The 15,169-nt window shown below is 65.4% G+C and carries 16 protein-coding genes; 8 read left to right on the forward strand and 8 right to left on the reverse strand.

Annotated elements, in window-relative coordinates; all coding sequences use genetic code 11:
* Both QSV46_RS25500 and QSV46_RS25505 read right to left on the reverse strand, forming a co-directional pair.
* Positions 1-639 carry an RraA family protein gene (locus QSV46_RS25500; protein ID WP_314958028.1) on the reverse strand — a complete coding sequence of 213 codons (639 nt, stop codon included), beginning with the start codon at positions 637-639 and terminating at the stop codon, positions 1-3.
* Between the two features lie 197 nt (positions 640-836).
* On the reverse strand, positions 837-1,865 hold the full coding sequence (locus QSV46_RS25505) for an alpha/beta hydrolase (protein WP_314958030.1): 1,029 nt from the start codon (positions 1,863-1,865) through the stop codon (positions 837-839).
* A 210-nt stretch (positions 1,866-2,075) separates the two neighbouring features.
* Between QSV46_RS25505 and QSV46_RS25510 the strand changes: the two genes are divergently transcribed.
* Positions 2,076-2,687 carry a hypothetical protein gene (locus QSV46_RS25510; RefSeq protein ID WP_314958032.1) on the forward strand — a complete coding sequence of 204 codons (612 nt, stop codon included), beginning with the start codon at positions 2,076-2,078 and terminating at the stop codon, positions 2,685-2,687.
* A gap of 191 nt (positions 2,688-2,878) precedes the next feature.
* Here the strand turns inward: QSV46_RS25510 and QSV46_RS25515 are convergent, their stop codons facing one another.
* Complete coding sequence (locus QSV46_RS25515) at positions 2,879-3,094, reverse strand: hypothetical protein (RefSeq protein WP_314958034.1); 216 nt, start codon at positions 3,092-3,094, stop codon at positions 2,879-2,881.
* An 18-nt stretch (positions 3,095-3,112) separates the two neighbouring features.
* On the reverse strand, positions 3,113-4,117 hold the full coding sequence (locus QSV46_RS25520) for a 2-dehydropantoate 2-reductase (RefSeq protein WP_314958036.1): 1,005 nt from the start codon (positions 4,115-4,117) through the stop codon (positions 3,113-3,115).
* Between the two features lie 165 nt (positions 4,118-4,282).
* Between QSV46_RS25520 and QSV46_RS25525 the strand changes: the two genes are divergently transcribed.
* Both QSV46_RS25525 and QSV46_RS25530 read left to right on the forward strand, forming a co-directional pair.
* Positions 4,283-4,858: a YidB family protein gene (locus tag QSV46_RS25525; RefSeq protein WP_314958037.1), complete on the forward strand. Its 576-nt coding sequence runs from the start codon at positions 4,283-4,285 to the stop codon at positions 4,856-4,858.
* A 40-nt stretch (positions 4,859-4,898) separates the two neighbouring features.
* Complete coding sequence (locus tag QSV46_RS25530; protein WP_314958039.1) at positions 4,899-5,171, forward strand: GlsB/YeaQ/YmgE family stress response membrane protein; 273 nt, start codon at positions 4,899-4,901, stop codon at positions 5,169-5,171.
* 143 nt (positions 5,172-5,314) lie between these two features.
* Here QSV46_RS25530 and QSV46_RS25535 read toward each other — a convergent pair whose 3' ends face one another.
* Positions 5,315-6,100, reverse strand: a complete 786-nt coding sequence (locus QSV46_RS25535) for an SDR family oxidoreductase (RefSeq protein ID WP_314958041.1) — start codon at positions 6,098-6,100, stop codon at positions 5,315-5,317.
* Between the two features lie 247 nt (positions 6,101-6,347).
* Here QSV46_RS25535 and QSV46_RS25540 point away from each other — a divergent pair, with 247 nt between their 5' ends.
* Genes QSV46_RS25540 through QSV46_RS25550 form a run of 3 tightly spaced genes read left to right on the forward strand, consistent with a single transcriptional unit; the run spans position 6,348 to position 9,443 of the window.
* Positions 6,348-7,412, forward strand: coding sequence for an acyl-CoA dehydrogenase family protein (locus tag QSV46_RS25540; protein ID WP_314958042.1), 1,065 nt, complete (start codon positions 6,348-6,350; stop codon positions 7,410-7,412).
* Between the two features lie 18 nt (positions 7,413-7,430).
* Positions 7,431-8,591 carry an acyl-CoA dehydrogenase family protein gene (locus QSV46_RS25545; RefSeq protein ID WP_314958044.1) on the forward strand — a complete coding sequence of 387 codons (1,161 nt, stop codon included), beginning with the start codon at positions 7,431-7,433 and terminating at the stop codon, positions 8,589-8,591.
* Between the two features lie 39 nt (positions 8,592-8,630).
* On the forward strand, positions 8,631-9,443 hold the full coding sequence (locus tag QSV46_RS25550; protein ID WP_314958045.1) for an enoyl-CoA hydratase/isomerase family protein: 813 nt from the start codon (positions 8,631-8,633) through the stop codon (positions 9,441-9,443).
* Positions 9,444-9,620: 177 nt separating this feature from the next.
* On the opposite strand, the gene QSV46_RS25555 is transcribed toward QSV46_RS25550, so the two are convergent.
* From QSV46_RS25555 to QSV46_RS25565, 3 genes are all read right to left on the reverse strand, one after another.
* A complete protein-coding gene (locus QSV46_RS25555; RefSeq protein ID WP_314958202.1) occupies positions 9,621-10,367 on the reverse strand; it encodes a hypothetical protein in 747 nt (248 codons plus the stop codon).
* Between the two features lie 2 nt (positions 10,368-10,369).
* Positions 10,370-11,158: an enoyl-CoA hydratase gene (locus tag QSV46_RS25560; RefSeq protein ID WP_314958047.1), complete on the reverse strand. Its 789-nt coding sequence runs from the start codon at positions 11,156-11,158 to the stop codon at positions 10,370-10,372.
* Between the two features lie 123 nt (positions 11,159-11,281).
* Positions 11,282-12,487: an ABC transporter substrate-binding protein gene (locus tag QSV46_RS25565; protein ID WP_314958048.1), complete on the reverse strand. Its 1,206-nt coding sequence runs from the start codon at positions 12,485-12,487 to the stop codon at positions 11,282-11,284.
* Positions 12,488-12,741: 254 nt separating this feature from the next.
* Here QSV46_RS25565 and QSV46_RS25570 point away from each other — a divergent pair, with 254 nt between their 5' ends.
* Together QSV46_RS25570 and QSV46_RS25575 are read left to right on the forward strand one after the other, a co-directional pair.
* Positions 12,742-13,584 (forward strand): thermonuclease family protein, encoded by an 843-nt coding sequence (locus tag QSV46_RS25570; protein WP_314958050.1) that lies wholly within the window; start codon positions 12,742-12,744, stop codon positions 13,582-13,584.
* Between the two features lie 133 nt (positions 13,585-13,717).
* Entirely contained in the window at positions 13,718-15,109 is a 1,392-nt protein-coding gene (locus tag QSV46_RS25575) for a M48 family metalloprotease (RefSeq protein ID WP_314958051.1), read from the forward strand.
* Positions 15,110-15,169 lie beyond the last annotated feature (60 nt).

The raw sequence follows: 15,169 nt of genomic DNA on the forward strand, positions 1-15,169 counted from the left end.
TCAGGATTTACCATAGGAGCCCTGATAGCGGCCCTCGCGGATCGCCTTCAGTGTCTCCTCCTCCCGCGCGAGCTGGGTACGGACTGCTTCCAGCAGCGCGGCGGCGCCTGCGGCGGGAAACGACACCACGCCGTCCTCGTCGCCGACCACGATATCGCCGGGCGAGATCACGCTGCCGCCGATCGCCACAGGCACATTGATCTCGCCGGGGCCGTTCTTGTAGGGGCCGCGATGGATCACGGCGCGGGCATAGCAGGGGAAGTCGTCAGCCGCGAACGCCGCGACATCGCGGATCGCACCGTCGATGACATAGCCTTCGGCTCTGCGCGACTGCGCGATGTTCTTCATGATCTCACCGATCAGCGCACGGGTCTCGTCACCGCCGCCGTCGACCACGATGACGTCGCCGGGGCCAACCAGATCGAGCGCGCGGTGGACCGCGAGATTGTCGCCGGGCCGGGTGCGCACCGTGAAGGCCGTCCCCACCAGCTTGCCGCCGCGATGATAGGGCCTTAACCCAACCGCACCCGGCAGCCGGGCGAGATTGTCCGAGATGACCGAGGTCGGCGCACCGCGAAAGCCCTCGATGATATCGGCCGGCGGCTTCGGCACGCTGTTCGCTGCAATGGAGATCGTCATACGTCTAGCCCTTCGTCATTGTTCTATTCGGCGTGCGCCGGCGCCTTCGCTGGCCAAATCCGTTTCCACTTCGTGTTCTTGGCGTCGCCTCAGGGCGAGGCGCATCGCAAGCCGAAGTGTAACAGCCGGAGCCATGCCTTCAAGAGTCTGCCTTCAGGACGTCTGCCTTCAAGACGCAAGCCTTCAAGGCATCCGCATCAGCGCTCCGCCCCGCAGCCGGGAATGTCGAACAGGGCCGCGAGCCCGCATTTCGAGGTCAGCATCTTGTCGCCGTCATGGCCCATGCCGGCGACGTCCCAGACCCGGTGATTGGGCGTGCCGCGATTGCGCTTGACCATCGCATCGACATAGGCGTGGCCACGGGCATAGCGGGTTGGACCTTGGGCCTCGGCCATGCAGCTCTTGTCGAGCGCGGCGTGCTTCGGATTGGTGTCGAGCGTGCCGAGCAGGTAGATCACCTCGCGCTCGACATAGCGCTGCTCCAGCGCCGCGGGCGTTGCGCTCGCAAGATAGGGCGGACGCCCGTCCATGCCGTATTTCCAGTTGTTGAAGCCCGGGCAGGATGCGGCGATCTTGGGGACGGGCCGCTCGTCGCTGAAATAGGCGTACGAGGACGGATTGGCGATGACGTAACGAACCTCGATATGCTGGCGCGCCAGCGCCGTCTCGCCTTTGCCGGCAATGGCGTAGCGCTGCGCGACCTGCGCGCCGCCGGAATGGCCGGCGACCACGACCTGCTTCAGGTTCGGGAAGACGCGCCGGTCCGAGAGTTTTGCCAGGATCGCGTCGAGCGCCTCGAAGGACGACACCGGATTCGGCGCCAGCGCAGCATCGCCGCCCTCCCATCCCTCCAGTGACCAGCGCAGCGTGTCCGCGGGGAGCCTGTGCGCTTCGATATCGATCTCCGCCAGGAATTGCGGCACGATCATGAGTGCGCTCCTGCCATCGTCGCCCGCTGCGACCTGCGCGCTATGAGCCGACATGTAGTATGCGTCGGCGTTGCGCAGGCGCCCCTGCAACACGATGATGGCCCGCAAAACCCCCGGCAGCGGCAGCGACCAGTCGCTGGAGAGATAGAGCGGCAGCATGCCCTGGCCGCCGACCGAAAGGCGCGCATCGGCAATCGCCCTCACGGGCTTGTGGTTGGGCGCATCCTCGTCGGCGGCGAACGCATGGCTCGAAACCAGCGCCAAAGCGATTGCGGCGACGCAGGTCAACGCTCTCATGACGGACATTCCCCCTTCGCATTCGAACCGATAAAAGTCTAAGCGCATCATGTGCCGCGAGGCTGTGACTCCCGCGCCACGTCAAGCAAAAAATGTCAGCATTACAGCCATGAAATTCCCGGGTTCCACGGGTGACAAGCGGGCGAGAAAGGGGCAAAAATCCGACTCGACTCAGTTCGGGTTGAGTTTTGCAAGGAATGCTCTCGTAGAATGTCGGACGTAGTTGCATCGCGTCGTGCGGCGCTTGTCGTTGCCGCAGCAGGATTTTTTCTGCTGACGCCGTCGCACGCCCAGGCGCAATGGTGGAAGCGCGCGCCGGTTGATTTCGAGGAATGCGCCGATCTCGCCGAGAAGGCCGCGACCAAGGCCGAGAAAACGTCCGCCCTTGCCGAGTGCAACGCCAAGTTCGCCGGCCGGCGCAAGGCAGGCGGCGGCTATTCCTATTACGATTTCCTCCAGGACCGCAGCTTCGATATCGCCGGACCGAATCCGACGCCGGAGGAACAGAAGAAGATCGACGAATTCTACACCGCCTATCTCGCCAATCAGCGCCGCAGCAACGAAGCGGCCCAGGCCGCCATGCGCGAGCAGCAGGAACAGCAAGCGCAGCAGCTTCAGCAGGTCGCACTGCGCACCGAGGTCGCGCGCGTGCCGGTCCCGGTCGAGCGACCGAAGGTGTTGCAGACCGTCGCTCAGCGGCCAAAAGGCGCGCCCTGCGCCAAGGGTTCGTTCTCCTGCGAATGGCCACGGCTGTCGGAAAGCCTGAACGACCTGAAGAAGCTGTTCAACCCGACGCCGAGCAAGCCGGCGAAGAAGGGTTGAGCTGAGGCCACAAACTCCGCTGTCGTCCCGGACAAGCGCAAGCGCAGATCCGGGACCCATAGCCACGAAATTGAGTTTGACGGAAGCTCGGAGTTACAAACCTCGCGCCGCAACGCCTCCCTGTGGTTATTGGTCCCGGATCGGCGCGCGCTTTGGGCGCGCTTGTCCGGGACGACAGCTGAGGGTGCGGCCTAGTTCGGATGCTTCTTCTTGCTGCGCTTGGACGCGGGCACCGTTGGATTCGCCGGCGCTGTTGTCGCCGGTGAACTGCCCAATTGCGACCTGCTCTCCTGCAATCGCCTGTCATAGCCGGGCGAATTCATGACCGTCGGCGGCCTGGCGTGGGCGAGCGTCGCCGCGCCGCAGAGCACGGCCAGTGCGAGCCCGATCATCCAACCTCGCCCCATCGCTCTCCTCCATCGCACTCAAGCCACACCGCGAATCTGCTGCGGCGTCAGCCCGGGCGGGCCCTTGCCCGCACTCTCGGCCTCTTCGATCAGCGCAACAATGCGGCGCATCAGCGGCACGTCGACACCATTCTGCTCGGCAAGCGCAATGACCGCGCCCTGGAGATAGTCGATCTCGGTCCTGCGGCCCTGCTTCAAGTCCTGCCACATCGAGGAGCGCGCCTCGGGATCGATCTTCATCGTGCGTCCGAGGATTGCGTTGAAGATCGCATCGGGCAGCCTCAGCAAGGCCGGCGTCCAGCGCATCGGGATCGGCGTTGCCGACACCGGCGCGATGCCGGCGGCCTTCAGGGCGGCCAGGCCTTCGGCCATCTGGTCGGCGAACAGTCTTCGCCAATTGCGGTTCGCCAGCTGCGCCGCGAGCGGCATGTCGGAGAGAGCGCTGAGCGCGTTGTTCAGATTGATGATCAGCTTGCCCCATTGCACGCCGGTGATGTCGCGGCTGGCGCGCATGGCGAGGCCCGGCACCGACAGCGCCGCCGCCGTGTTCGCCTCATCCGCGCCGACATGGATGTCGCCGGAGGTGGAGCGGTGAAAGCGCCCCTCACCCATCGCGATCACGTTGAACGGCACCATGCCGGCGAGCACACGCCGGCCGCCGAGGCGCTCGCGCAGAACCGCGACGTTGCCGACGCCGTTTTGCAGCGAAACGATCACGGCATCCTGCGGCGCGTGCTGCGCGATCTGGTCCGTGACATCGGCAGTATCGGCGCTCTTCACCGTGACCAGCACGATGCCGGCGCTGTGGAAGATCGCGGGATCTTCCGACAGCGCGAGCTGGCCCGGCCCGAGCTTGTTCTCGGAGCCGTCGAAATCGGTGAGCCGCAGGCCGAACCGCTCGATCTCGGTCTTCACCCGCGGCCGCACCAGCAGCGCGACGCGGCGGCCCGAGGCCGCCAGCATGCCGCCGACGAAACAGCCGATGGCACCCGCGCCGGCCACCACGATCGGTCGATCCGTCATCGCCTCGCCTTGCTCTCTGAACGACCCGCCTTGGATAGCAGAGGCGCGACCGGCTGCCCATCGCGGTGCATTCGCCTTGTAACCGTCATGAGAGCCTCATATGTTTTCGCCCCGGGGGCAGTCGGCGGCGAGCGCTCGCCGAACGAGACGCCAAAGGAGAGCACCATGGGTCTACTCGACGTCCTCAACGGCATGCAGAACGGCCCGCGCGGCCCCAGCACACCGAGCTCCGAGAAATCCTCCGGCGGCATGTCGCCGATGACCATGGCGCTGCTCGGCCTGCTCGCCTGGAAAGCATTCAAGCATATGACCGCAAACCAGTCCGGCACGGCGCCGCAACCGTCGCCGACGCCGGCCCCTCCGCCTGTGAACACCGCGGACAGCGGCGGCCTTGGCGGTCTCGGAGGCCTGCTCAAAGGCGGCCTCGGCGGCCTGCTCGCGGGCGGTGCGGCCGGCACCGTGCTCAGCGGCGGCCTCGGCGATCTCCTCAACCAGCTTCAGCAGGGCGGTCATGGCGAGACCGCGAAGACCTGGGTCGGCAAGGGTGAGAACAAGCCGATCGCGCCGAACGATCTCGCCAATGCGCTCGGCGCCGACCAGATCGAAAGCCTGTCCGCCCAGAGCGGCCTGTCGCGCGAGGAGCTGCTCTCCGGCCTCAGCCAGTACCTGCCGCAGGTGATCGACCATCTGACGCCGGACGGACGGCTGCCGACCGAGAACGAGCTCTCGGGCAGACTCTAATCCAAATTGGATCTACGCATTCGGCAAGGGGAATAGAGACATGAGCATGGGCGGCCTGTTGTGGATCATCGTCGTCGGCTTCGTCGCCGGCCTCATCGCGCGCTGGCTCGCGCCGGGACCGAACAACCCGAGCGGGTTCATCCTCACCACCGTCCTCGGCATCGCGGGTGCGTTTCTGGCCACCTTCGTCGGCCAGGCCATCGGGCACTATACCCCCGACCAGGGCGCGGGCTTCATCATGGCCACGATCGGTGCGGTGGTGGTGCTGTTCATCTGGCACCGGCTGGTCGCGAGCGGCGTGATCAAGGGATGACGCTTCAAGGCGCCGAAAGCGGCACACCACCACCTCATCGTCATGCCCGGGCTTGACCCGGGCATCCACGTCTTTGATCCGCGCGGCGACACGTGGATGGCCGGGTCAAGCCCGGCCATGACGTGGAGAGAGCGCGTCAGAACTCACGTAATCAGATGCATGCCCGCATCCATGCGCACGACCTCGCCGGTCATGTTGCTGGAGGCCGGCATTGCCAGGAAGCAGACGAGCTGCGCGATGTCTTCCGCAGTCGATGCGACCTTCAGCGGCACCTTCGCCACCACGCCGTCGCGTACCTGCTTTGCGCCGGCCTCGCCGCGGCCCTTGGTGAACCAGGGCGTATCGATATAGCCGGGGCAGACCGTGTTGACGCGGATCAGCGGCGCCAGCGCGCGCGACAGCGACAGCGTCATGGTGTTGAGCGCGCCCTTGCTGGCGGCATAGGCGATCGACGAGCCGACCCCGCTGATGCCGGCAACGGAGGAGATGTTGACCACGGCCGACGGCCGCTCCGCGGCCTTCGCACCAGCCTCCAGCAGGCTGCGCGCCGCGCGCACCATCTGGAACGGGCCGATGGTGTTGACGCCGTACAATCGCTGGAAATCTTCCGCGGACAATCCGTCGAGATCGGCATGGGCGACATGCTTGGTGGTGCCGGCATTGTTGACGAGGATGTCGAGCCGGCCCCAGCCGCTGGCGGCCGCAACGATCTTGCGGCAATCGTCATCCTTCGAGACGTCGCCCTGCGCGACCAGAACTTCCGCAGCGCCCGCCTTGCGGCAGAGCTCTGCCGTGGCCTCGGCCTCCTTCTGGCTCGAGGAATAGTTGATGACGAGCCGCGCCCCGCTCCGCGCGAGAATTTCCGCGGTCGCCGCACCAAGTCCGGATGCGGACCCCGTCACGATTGCGCACAAGCCGTCTTTTGCCATCCGGATGTCCTTCCCCTTGATTGACTTATCGGCGCCCTGTTTAGCGAGTTTGTCGCGCGCTGCAAATCGAGCAAACTCCGCTAAGCGGAATTAGTCCAGACCGGCTCTCGCCCCATGCCGGTGCCGCAGACAGGCTTGCGGTCAACGCTTGTCAGGGCCATGGCTTTTTCGGATCATCGGGCGCAAGAAGAGACCGCGCGCCGTGCCTCAGGGCGGACCGCGCCAATGGCAAGAGACGGGGAACGCTGTGGCGGAGAGTGACAATATCGTCGTCGAGACCGCGGAGAAAATCTTCGCCGATCTCGCCGACCCGCAGACCATCAACAACGACAAGAAGGACTCCTGGCAGGCGCCGCTATGGCAGGCGCTGAGCGAAGCCGGCTTGCCCTTGGCCTGGGTGCCCGACGATCTCGGCGGCTCCGGCGCGAGTCTCGCCGACGGTTTTGCGCTGCTCAACGCCGCCGGCCGCTTCGCGGTCGCAGTTCCGCTGGCCGAGACCATGCTGGCGGGCTGGCTGCTGGCACAGGCCAGGATCGCGTCGCCGGAAGGCGAGATGACGGTGCTGCCGGCCTCCCCGAGGGACCGCATCACGCTCGACGCCGACGGTGCACTCTCCGGGCGCGCCCGCGGCGTGCCCTTTGCCAAGGCGGCGAAGCACTTTGCGGTACTGACGCATCGCAACGACGGCGTCTCGATCGCGCTTGTGGATGCGAGCAAGGCGCGGATCGAGGCCGGGCTCAATGTCGGTTACGACCACAGCGACACCGTCACGCTCGACGAGGTGCAGCCAATCACCATCAAGCCCGCACCAAAGGGCTTTGACCAGACCACGATGATGCTGATCGGCGGCGTCGCGCGCAGCCTCCAGATCGCGGGCGCGCTGGAATCGATGCTCGACATCTCCGTGCGCTATTCCAACGAACGCGTCGCCTTCGAGAAGAAGATCTCGAAATTCCAGGCGGTGCAGCACAATCTCGCCCGCCTCGCCGGCGAATCCGCCGCCGCTCTTGCAGCAGCAACCTCGGCCGCCGATGCCATCGCCAATGCAAAATCGTTCGACGATGAGGTCTATCTCGAAGCCGCCTCTGCAAAGATCCGCTGCGCGGAGGCCGCCGAAAAGGGCGGCGCCATCGCCCATCAGGTGCATGGCGCAATCGGCTTCACCAGCGAGCACATCCTGCATCGTTATTCGCTGCGGGCGCTGGCCTGGCGCGACGATTTCGGCTCGGAGAGCCACTGGGCCGTCGAGCTCGGCAGACTGGTTGCAAACCGCGGCGCCGACGAATTGTGGCCGCTCGTGGCGTCGCGCTGATCAGGAGACGAGACAACAATGACCGCTGCCCTCCGTTTCGATCCGATCCGCCTGCCCGAGAAGTGCGAGCAATTGCGCAAGGAAGTGCGCGCGTTCCTCGCCGAGGAGATCGCCGCCGGCACCTTCGATCCGCACAAGCCCAACCGCGAGGACACCGACGCGCCCGAATTTTCCCGCCGGGTCGGCGCCAAGGGCTGGCTGGGCATGACCTGGCCGAAGAAATACGGCGGCCAGGAACGCTCCTTCCTCGAACGTTACGTGGTGACCGAGGAGATGCGTGTCGCCAACGCGCCGACGCGGCGCTTCTTCGTCGCCGATCGCCAGAGCGGGCCGGTGCTGATCAAATACGCGCCCGAGCACATCAAGATGGACATCCTGCCGCGCATCTGCCGCGGCGAGATCTGTTTTGCGATCGGCATGAGCGAGCCGAACTCGGGCTCCGACCTGTTCGCCGCGAAAACGCGTGCGACCAAGACCGACGGCGGCTATCTCGTCAACGGAACGAAAATCTGGACCTCGTCGGCGCACATCGCCGATTACATGATCGCGATTTTCCGGACCTCACCGCCGACCAAGGAAAACCGCCGTCACGGCCTGACGCAGTTTCTGGTCAAGATGAAGCAGCCCGGCATCCAGGTGAACCCGATCGGCCAGATCACCGGCCAGTACGAGTTCAACGAGGTCGTGTTCACCGACTTCTTCGTGCCCGACGATCACGTGCTCGGCGAGGTCGACGGTGCCTGGAAGCAGGCAACATCGGAGCTCGCCTATGAGCGCTCGGGTCCCGAACGCTTCCTCGAGACCTACTACGTGCTGACCGAGCTCGTGCGCGCGGTCGGTCCCGACCCGGACACGCGCAGCGCCGAGGGCATCGGCCGGCTCGTGGCGCAGCTCCACACCATGCGGCGCATGTCGGTCTCGGTCGCCGGCATGCTGCAGGCCGGCAAGGAGCCGGTGGTGGAGGCGTCCATCGTCAAGGACATCGGCACGGTCTGGGAGCAGCAGCTGCCTCATCGCGTCCGCGATCTGGCGGCGTTCGTCGAGGAGACCGCGACCAACCGCGAGACGCTGGAGCGGCAGCTCGACTTCGCCATCAAGACCGCACCGAAACTCACAATCCAGGGCGGCACCACCGAGGTGCTGCGCGGCATCATCGCCCGCGGCCTTGGCTTGCGCTAGTCGCGCGGGCTCGGTTTGCGCTAACTCTTCGAGGACATCATGAGCACCTACACAGATATCGGCGTCGAAAAAGTCGGGCATGTCGGCACCATCGAGATCCGCCGCCCGCCGCTCAACTTCTTCGACATCTCGCTGATCAACCAGATTGCGGATGCGCTCGACGAGTTCGATCGCGACATCGAGATCCGCGCCTCGGTTCTCTCGGCACAAGGCAAGGCGTTCTGCGCCGGCGCCAATTTCGGCGATCCGGCGCGGCAGGCGCAGGAGGCGCGCGAGGCCGAGAAGAAGGGCGATCCGGCCGACAATCTCGGCTCGATCAATCATCTCTACATCCAGGCCGTGCGCATCTTCCGCGCCAAAAAGCCGATCGTCGCCGCCGTGCAGGGCGCGGCCATCGGCGGCGGCCTGGGTCTCGCGGTGTCGGCCGACTTCCGCGTCACCTGTCCCGAAGCGCGTTTCTCCGCGAATTTCACAAAACTCGGCTTCCATCCCGGCTTCGGCCTGACCGTGACCCTGCCCGAGCTGATCGGCAAGAACAACGCCGAGCTGATGTTCTACACCAGCCGCCGCGTCACCGGCGAAGAGGCAGTCAAATGGGGCCTCGCCAACGAGCTGGTGCCGCAGGACCAGGTCAAGGCGGCCGCGATGAAGCTCGCCGGCGAGATCGCGGAATGCTCCCCGCTCGGCCTGCTCTCGACGCGCGCCACGATGCGCGCCAGCCTCGCCGACCGCGTCATGGCTGCGACCAACCATGAACTTGGCGAACAGACACGGTTGCGCGCGACGGAAGATTTCAAGGAAGGCGTCAAGGCCACCGAAGAGCGCCGAGCCGCGAATTTTAGGGGAAGATGATTGCGGCGGAGTCTCGCCGCACGCCCCTCTCGCAACCCGTCATCCTGCGGTGCGAGTGGCGCGATGCCTAGCATCGCGCCGGGAGCCTCGAAGGATGAGCGGCCCCGCTGGTGGCCGTCGCCCTTCGAGGCTCGCCGAAGAGGCGAGCACCTCAGGGTGACGGATCACGCCAAGAAATCAACTTACGCGGAACGTCACGCCACCGAGCAAGAACTCGTTGCCCGCAACCGGAAGCCCCCGGGCCTTCGCGGCGTGCAGCACGCCCGCGACATCGGCCACCCGAAACTCCAGCGCACTCATGATCTCGCTGGCGCTCTTCACAAAGTGGAAGGTCGCATTGGGCAGCTTCAGTTCGGCGTCGCCGGCCGCAACCCCGATGATCCCGCCCCAATGCTCCGCCAGCCCCTGCGGATCCGGGCTCTGCATCTCAACGCCCGTCAGCGCCTGCGTCACGTCCTTGCGGATGAACTTTTGCCAGTTCGGCCCGGCCGGCGGATACGGGCCAAAAATATCGTCGCTGCCTTCGGTGTGGTTGAACTCGATAAAGGCGGCGCGGCAGTCGCGCGGGTGGAGCTGGACACCGTGATAGGGCGCGTGGTCGATCACGTTGGCGGTGCGCACCCCAAGCGCATTGGCATTGCGGCCACGCTCGTCGGGATCGTCGCAGCAGAAGATCGCCATGTAGCCGCCGCGGCCGCCGGTCTTCTCGATGAAGCGGCCCGCCGTGGTGCCGCCCCTGAACGGCGCCACCACCTCCAGCAGGACCGTATCGACCGGAAGCAACGCGTTCTCCAAGCCGTATTTCGCGACATTGCCGTCGCGGTAGCAGACCTCGAGGCCCATGATCCCGGCAATATCGGAGATGACAGGCTCCAGCTGCGGCGCAACCAGGCAGATCTGCCGCAACCGCATGTAGGGCGCCATGGTCATGCGCCCTTGAAGGCCGGCTTGCGCTTCTCGACGAAAGCCTTCGCAGCCTCCTTGTGATCCTCGGTGTCGCTGCAGCGGGTGTGGTGGATCGCCTCGCCGTCGAAGCAGTCCTCCAGCGCCAGATGCTCGGCATTGTTGATGTTGCGCTTGATGAAACCGAGCGCGATCGACGGGCCCTGCGCCAGCGACAGCGCGAGCTCGTGCGCGGCGGCGTCGATCTCGGCGTCGGGCACGACCTTCGTTACCATTCCGATTGCATGCGCTTCCTTCGCCGTGAGTACCGGCGACATCAGATAGAGCTCGCGCGCCCGCGCGCTGCCGAGCAGCTGCGTCAGGAAATAGGTGCCGCCGTAATCGCCGGAGAAGCCGACTTTCGCAAAGGCTGTGGTGATCTTGCAGGATTCGGAGGCGATGCGCAGATCGCAGGACAACGCCATCGAGAGGCCGGCGCCGGCCGCCGCGCCGTCGAGCTGCGCCACCACGGGCTTCGGCATCTGGTGCAGGATGCGCGAGACCTCCATGCCGCGGCGCAAATTCGCAAGCTTCTGCTCGAACGGCAGCGGCGCACGGCCTGCCGCCATCGACTTGACGTCGCCGCCGACGCAGAACGAACCGCCGGCGCCCTTGAACAGCACCGCACGCACCTCGGGATCATCAGCCGCGCGCCGCGCCGCCTCGACTAATCCTGCGACCATGTCGGGATTGAGCGCGTTCTTCCGCTCCGGGCGATTCATCGTGATGGTGAGCAGCCCGCCTTCGAGCTTTTGCAGGACCATGTCGTTCATGGGACGTCTCCCTTGTTGTTTTGTATCTCCGTCGTTCCGGGGCTCGCGAAGCGAGAACCCGGAACCTCGAGATCCCGGGTTCGCTTCGCGCCCCGGGATGACGTCGCGACTTACGTCACGCCGTCATTTCTTCACCAGCGGGCAGCGCGACTGCTCCAGCGACTGGAACGCCTCGCTGCCGGATACGGTTGCGAGCAGCTTGTAGTCGTCCCAGCGTCCCTTGGACTCCGACGGCTTCTTCACCTCGAACAGGTACATGTCGTGGATCATGCGACCGTCCTCGCGGATCTTGCCGTTCTTGGCGAAGAAGTCGTTGATCGGCGTTTCCTTCATCAGCTTGATGACCGTGGCCGCGTCGGTCGTGCCGGCCGCCTTCACCGCCTTGAGATAGTGCGTGATGGAGGAATAGACGCCGGCCTGCGCCGAAGTCGGCGGCCGCTTCACGCGCTCCTGGAAGCGCTTCGAGAACGCGCGCGTCTCATCGTTCATGTCCCAGTAGAAGGCTTCGGCCAGCAGCAGGCCCTGCGCGGTCTCCAGTCCGATCGAATCGATGTCGGTGACGAAGGCGAGCAGCGGCGACACCTTCTGGCCGCCCTTGGTGATGCCGAACTCGGCCGCCTGCTTGATGGCGTTGACGGTGTCGCCTCCGGCATTGGCGAGGCCAATCACCTTGGCCTTGGAGGCCTGCGCCTGAAGCAGGAACGACGAGAAATCCGATGTGTTGAGCGGATGACGCACGGCGCCGAGCACCTTGCCGCCGGTCCTGGTGACGACGGCGCTGGTGTCCTTCTCTAGGTCCTGGCCGAAGGCGTAATCGGCGGTCAGGAAGTACCAGCTGTCGAGGCCCGACTTCACGGCGGCGAGGCCGGTCGTATTGGCCTGGCCGTAGGTGTCGAACACGTAGTGGATGGTGTAGGGACCACAGGCCTCGTTGGTGAGGCGGATCGAACCCGGGCCGTTGAACATGACGATCTTGTTGCGCGCCTTCGCGATCTCGCCGGCGGCCAGCGCGGTCGCGGACGCCGCGACGTCGTAGATCATCTCGACGCCCTGATTGTCGAGCATGTCACGGGCGATGTTGGCGGACAGATCAGCCTTGTTCTGATGGTCGGCGGCCAGCACCTGGATCTTGCGGCCGAGCACCTCGCCGCCAAAGTCCTCCACGGCCATCTTGGCCGCGGTCTCGCTGCCGGGGCCGGTGATGTCGGCGTACAGGCTCGACATGTCGAGGATGCCGCCGATCTTGAGTGGCGGCTTGTCCTGGGCCTGCGCGGCGCTCGCACTGAGGGCAAGCGCTGCGGCAAAAATGCCCGACAACATGTTCTTCATCGAAAAGACCTCCCTTATCGCGCCGTACTCTGATGGCGGCTTGGTTATTGCTGTTGCCGCAATCATGCCGCATGCGCGTGAGCGCAGCAAGCGCGAGCGGCGATGCAAGTGAACGATCAACGCGCGCTTTCCGCAAAGCGGAATGACGAGATGCGGAAGAGTGCCTCCGTCGTCATTGCGAGCGTAGCGAAGCAATCCAGGATCTTTCCTCGGAGGGAGTCTGGATTGCTTCGCTGCGCTCGCAATGACGGAGTATGAACGAGCAGTCTTCGCGTTCCGCCGCGCCTGAGTTATGGTTGGAGCGAAACGCAACCTCTCCGGGCAACGTGACGCGACTGCTTCACCTCATTATCGCATTTCCTCTCGTCGCGGCTCATGCCGCGTTTGCCGCGCCGTGCCAATTCGAAGCACAAGGCGAAGGCCGCGTCGCCGCCATCATCGATGGGCGGAGTGTGCGTCTCGACGACGGCCGCGAAATCCGTCTCACCGGCATTGAGCCCACGGCGACGACGAAGCAGTCGCTGGCAGCGCTGCTCGTCGGCCGCGACGTGACGCTGCGGAGCTCTGACGACACGCCCGATCGCTACGGACGGCAAGGCGCGTTGGTCTTCATTCGGGACAGCGAGGTATCGGCGCAGGCCACGCTGCTGGCCCAAGGCGATGCCATCGCCTCCGCCGAGATCGCGGACAAGGTCTGCGCGGCCGCCCTGATGGCGTCGGAAGCCGAGGCACGGCGCCAAAAAAAGGGCAGCTGGGCTGACCCGTCGGCCATAAAAAACCCGGAAAGTCCGGACGATATTTTGGCGGGGATGGGGCGCTTTATGGTGGTCGAGGGCAAAGTCCTGTCGGTCCGGCAAGCTGGGGCAACGACCTACCTCAACTTCGGACGGAACTGGACACGCGGCTTTGCCGTGACTATTTCAAAGCGCATGCTGCCGGCGTTCGAAACCGCCGGATTAACCCTTAAGTCCTTGGAAAATAAACGTGTTCGCGTTCGGGGCTGGGTTGAGGGGAATACGGGGCCACGGATCGACGTGCGCCTCGTGGGACAGGTCGAGTTGCTGGGCGCAAACGAGCCGACAGGGGTAAGGCCCTAAAGGGGCCGGGCACGGGTTAAGCGACGTGGATGGGGTGCTAGAACAGCACAGAAAGGGCGAAGCACGCCGCCTTCGGGCTGCGCCGGCCGCGCTATGCCTTGTGCTGGGCGGGCTTCTGGCCGGTTGCGGGGACATGAACCGGTTCCAGACCGCGGCGGCGCCGTCGACTGTCGCCATGCCGAAGGCAAAGCCGGCCGTCGCGCAAACCCCCGCCACCGAGAAGGAGCACGAGCGCATCCTGGCGGGCTATGGCGGTACCTATGACGATCCCAGGCTCGAATCACTCGTCAGCAAAACCGTCGACCGGCTGGTCGCGGCGTCCGACCGACCCGACCAGGGCTACAGGGTCACCATTCTCAATTCCGGCGCGGTGAACGCCTTCGCGCTGCCGAACGGCCAGCTCTATGTCACGCGCGGACTTCTTGCGCTTGCGAGCGATACGTCGGAATTGTCCTCCGTGCTCAGCCACGAAATGGCGCATGTGCTGTCCAAGCATGCCGCGATGCGCGAGGACCAGGCCCGCCAGGCCGCGATCGTCACCCGTGTCGTCACCGACATGAGCAACGATCCCGACCTCACCGCACTCGCGCTCGCCAAGACCAAGCTCACCATGGCGAGCTTTTCGCGCAAACAGGAGTTCGAGGCTGACGGCATCGGCGTCGGCATTTCCGCCAAGGCCCATTTCGACCCCTACGGCGCCGCCCGCTTCCTCTCGGCGATGGAGCGCAATGCCGAGCTCAAGGCCGGCAAGACCTCGCTCGATCCGCGCGCGCAGGATTTCACCTCGTCGCATCCGGCAACCCCGGAGCGCGTGCAGAACGCGCAGACCATCGCGCGGCAATATGCGGCGCCCGAGGGCGCCGAGCGCGACCGCGAGACCTATCTCGCCGCAATCGACAATCTCGTCTATGGCGAAGACCCCAGCGAAGGCTTTGTGCGCGGCCGGCGTTTTCTGCATCCAAAGCTCGGCTTCACCTTCCAGGCGCCGGACAATTTTACGCTCGACAACACGGCCCAGGCGGTGATCGGCGTGCGCGACGGCGGCTCGCAGGCGATGCGCTTCGACGTCGTGCGGGTGCCGGCCGAGCAGTCGCTCGGCGATTACCTCAATTCCGGCTGGATGGAAGGCGTCGAGAAGGCGTCGACCGAGGACATCACCATCAACGGCTTTCCGGCCGCGTCCGCCACTGCCAAGGGCGACCAGTGGCAGTTCAAGGTCTATGCGCTGCGCTTCGGCAGCGACGTCTATCGCTTCATCTTCGCGGCACGGCAGAAGTCGACCGAGAGCGATCGCAACGCGCGCGAGACCGTCAATTCATTCCGCCGCCTGACGCTCGAGGAAATCCAGGCCGCCCGTCCGCTGCGCATCAAGGTCATCACCGTGCAGCCGGGCGACACCGTGGAGTCGCTCTCGCACCGCATGGCCGGCGTCGATCATCCCGCCGAGCGCTTTCGCGTCCTGAACGGGCTCGATCGCAACGCGCAGGTGAAGGTGCGGGATCGCGTCAAGGTCGTCGCGGATTGAGGCGCATCATCGCCAGCGCGGCCACAGGATGTCGTGCGTCCCCGCCCAAGGCTGAGATCA

This window comes from Bradyrhizobium cosmicum, assembly GCF_032290525.1.
In the GTDB taxonomy this organism is placed as follows: Bacteria; Pseudomonadota; Alphaproteobacteria; order Rhizobiales; family Xanthobacteraceae; genus Bradyrhizobium; species Bradyrhizobium cosmicum_A.

What these genes read in the sequence shown, in the direction of transcription:
- QSV46_RS25500 (WP_314958028.1), bottom strand. Translation starts at nt 639, where the DNA reads ATGACGATCTCCATTGCAGCGAACAGCGTGCCGAAGCCGCCGGCCGAT.
- QSV46_RS25505 (WP_314958030.1), bottom strand. Translation starts at nt 1,865, where the DNA reads ATGAGAGCGTTGACCTGCGTCGCCGCAATCGCTTTGGCGCTGGTTTCG.
- QSV46_RS25510 (WP_314958032.1), top strand. Translation starts at nt 2,076, where the DNA reads ATGTCGGACGTAGTTGCATCGCGTCGTGCGGCGCTTGTCGTTGCCGCA.
- QSV46_RS25515 (WP_314958034.1), bottom strand. Translation starts at nt 3,094, where the DNA reads ATGGGGCGAGGTTGGATGATCGGGCTCGCACTGGCCGTGCTCTGCGGC.
- QSV46_RS25520 (WP_314958036.1), bottom strand. Translation starts at nt 4,117, where the DNA reads ATGACGGATCGACCGATCGTGGTGGCCGGCGCGGGTGCCATCGGCTGT.
- QSV46_RS25525 (WP_314958037.1), top strand. Translation starts at nt 4,283, where the DNA reads ATGGGTCTACTCGACGTCCTCAACGGCATGCAGAACGGCCCGCGCGGC.
- QSV46_RS25530 (WP_314958039.1), top strand. Translation starts at nt 4,899, where the DNA reads ATGAGCATGGGCGGCCTGTTGTGGATCATCGTCGTCGGCTTCGTCGCC.
- QSV46_RS25535 (WP_314958041.1), bottom strand. Translation starts at nt 6,100, where the DNA reads ATGGCAAAAGACGGCTTGTGCGCAATCGTGACGGGGTCCGCATCCGGA.
- QSV46_RS25545 (WP_314958044.1), top strand. Translation starts at nt 7,431, where the DNA reads ATGACCGCTGCCCTCCGTTTCGATCCGATCCGCCTGCCCGAGAAGTGC.
- QSV46_RS25550 (WP_314958045.1), top strand. Translation starts at nt 8,631, where the DNA reads ATGAGCACCTACACAGATATCGGCGTCGAAAAAGTCGGGCATGTCGGC.
- QSV46_RS25555 (WP_314958202.1), bottom strand. Translation starts at nt 10,367, where the DNA reads ATGGCGCCCTACATGCGGTTGCGGCAGATCTGCCTGGTTGCGCCGCAG.
- QSV46_RS25560 (WP_314958047.1), bottom strand. Translation starts at nt 11,158, where the DNA reads ATGAACGACATGGTCCTGCAAAAGCTCGAAGGCGGGCTGCTCACCATC.
- QSV46_RS25565 (WP_314958048.1), bottom strand. Translation starts at nt 12,487, where the DNA reads ATGAAGAACATGTTGTCGGGCATTTTTGCCGCAGCGCTTGCCCTCAGT.
- QSV46_RS25570 (WP_314958050.1), top strand. Translation starts at nt 12,742, where the DNA reads ATGAACGAGCAGTCTTCGCGTTCCGCCGCGCCTGAGTTATGGTTGGAG.
- QSV46_RS25575 (WP_314958051.1), top strand. Translation starts at nt 13,718, where the DNA reads ATGAACCGGTTCCAGACCGCGGCGGCGCCGTCGACTGTCGCCATGCCG.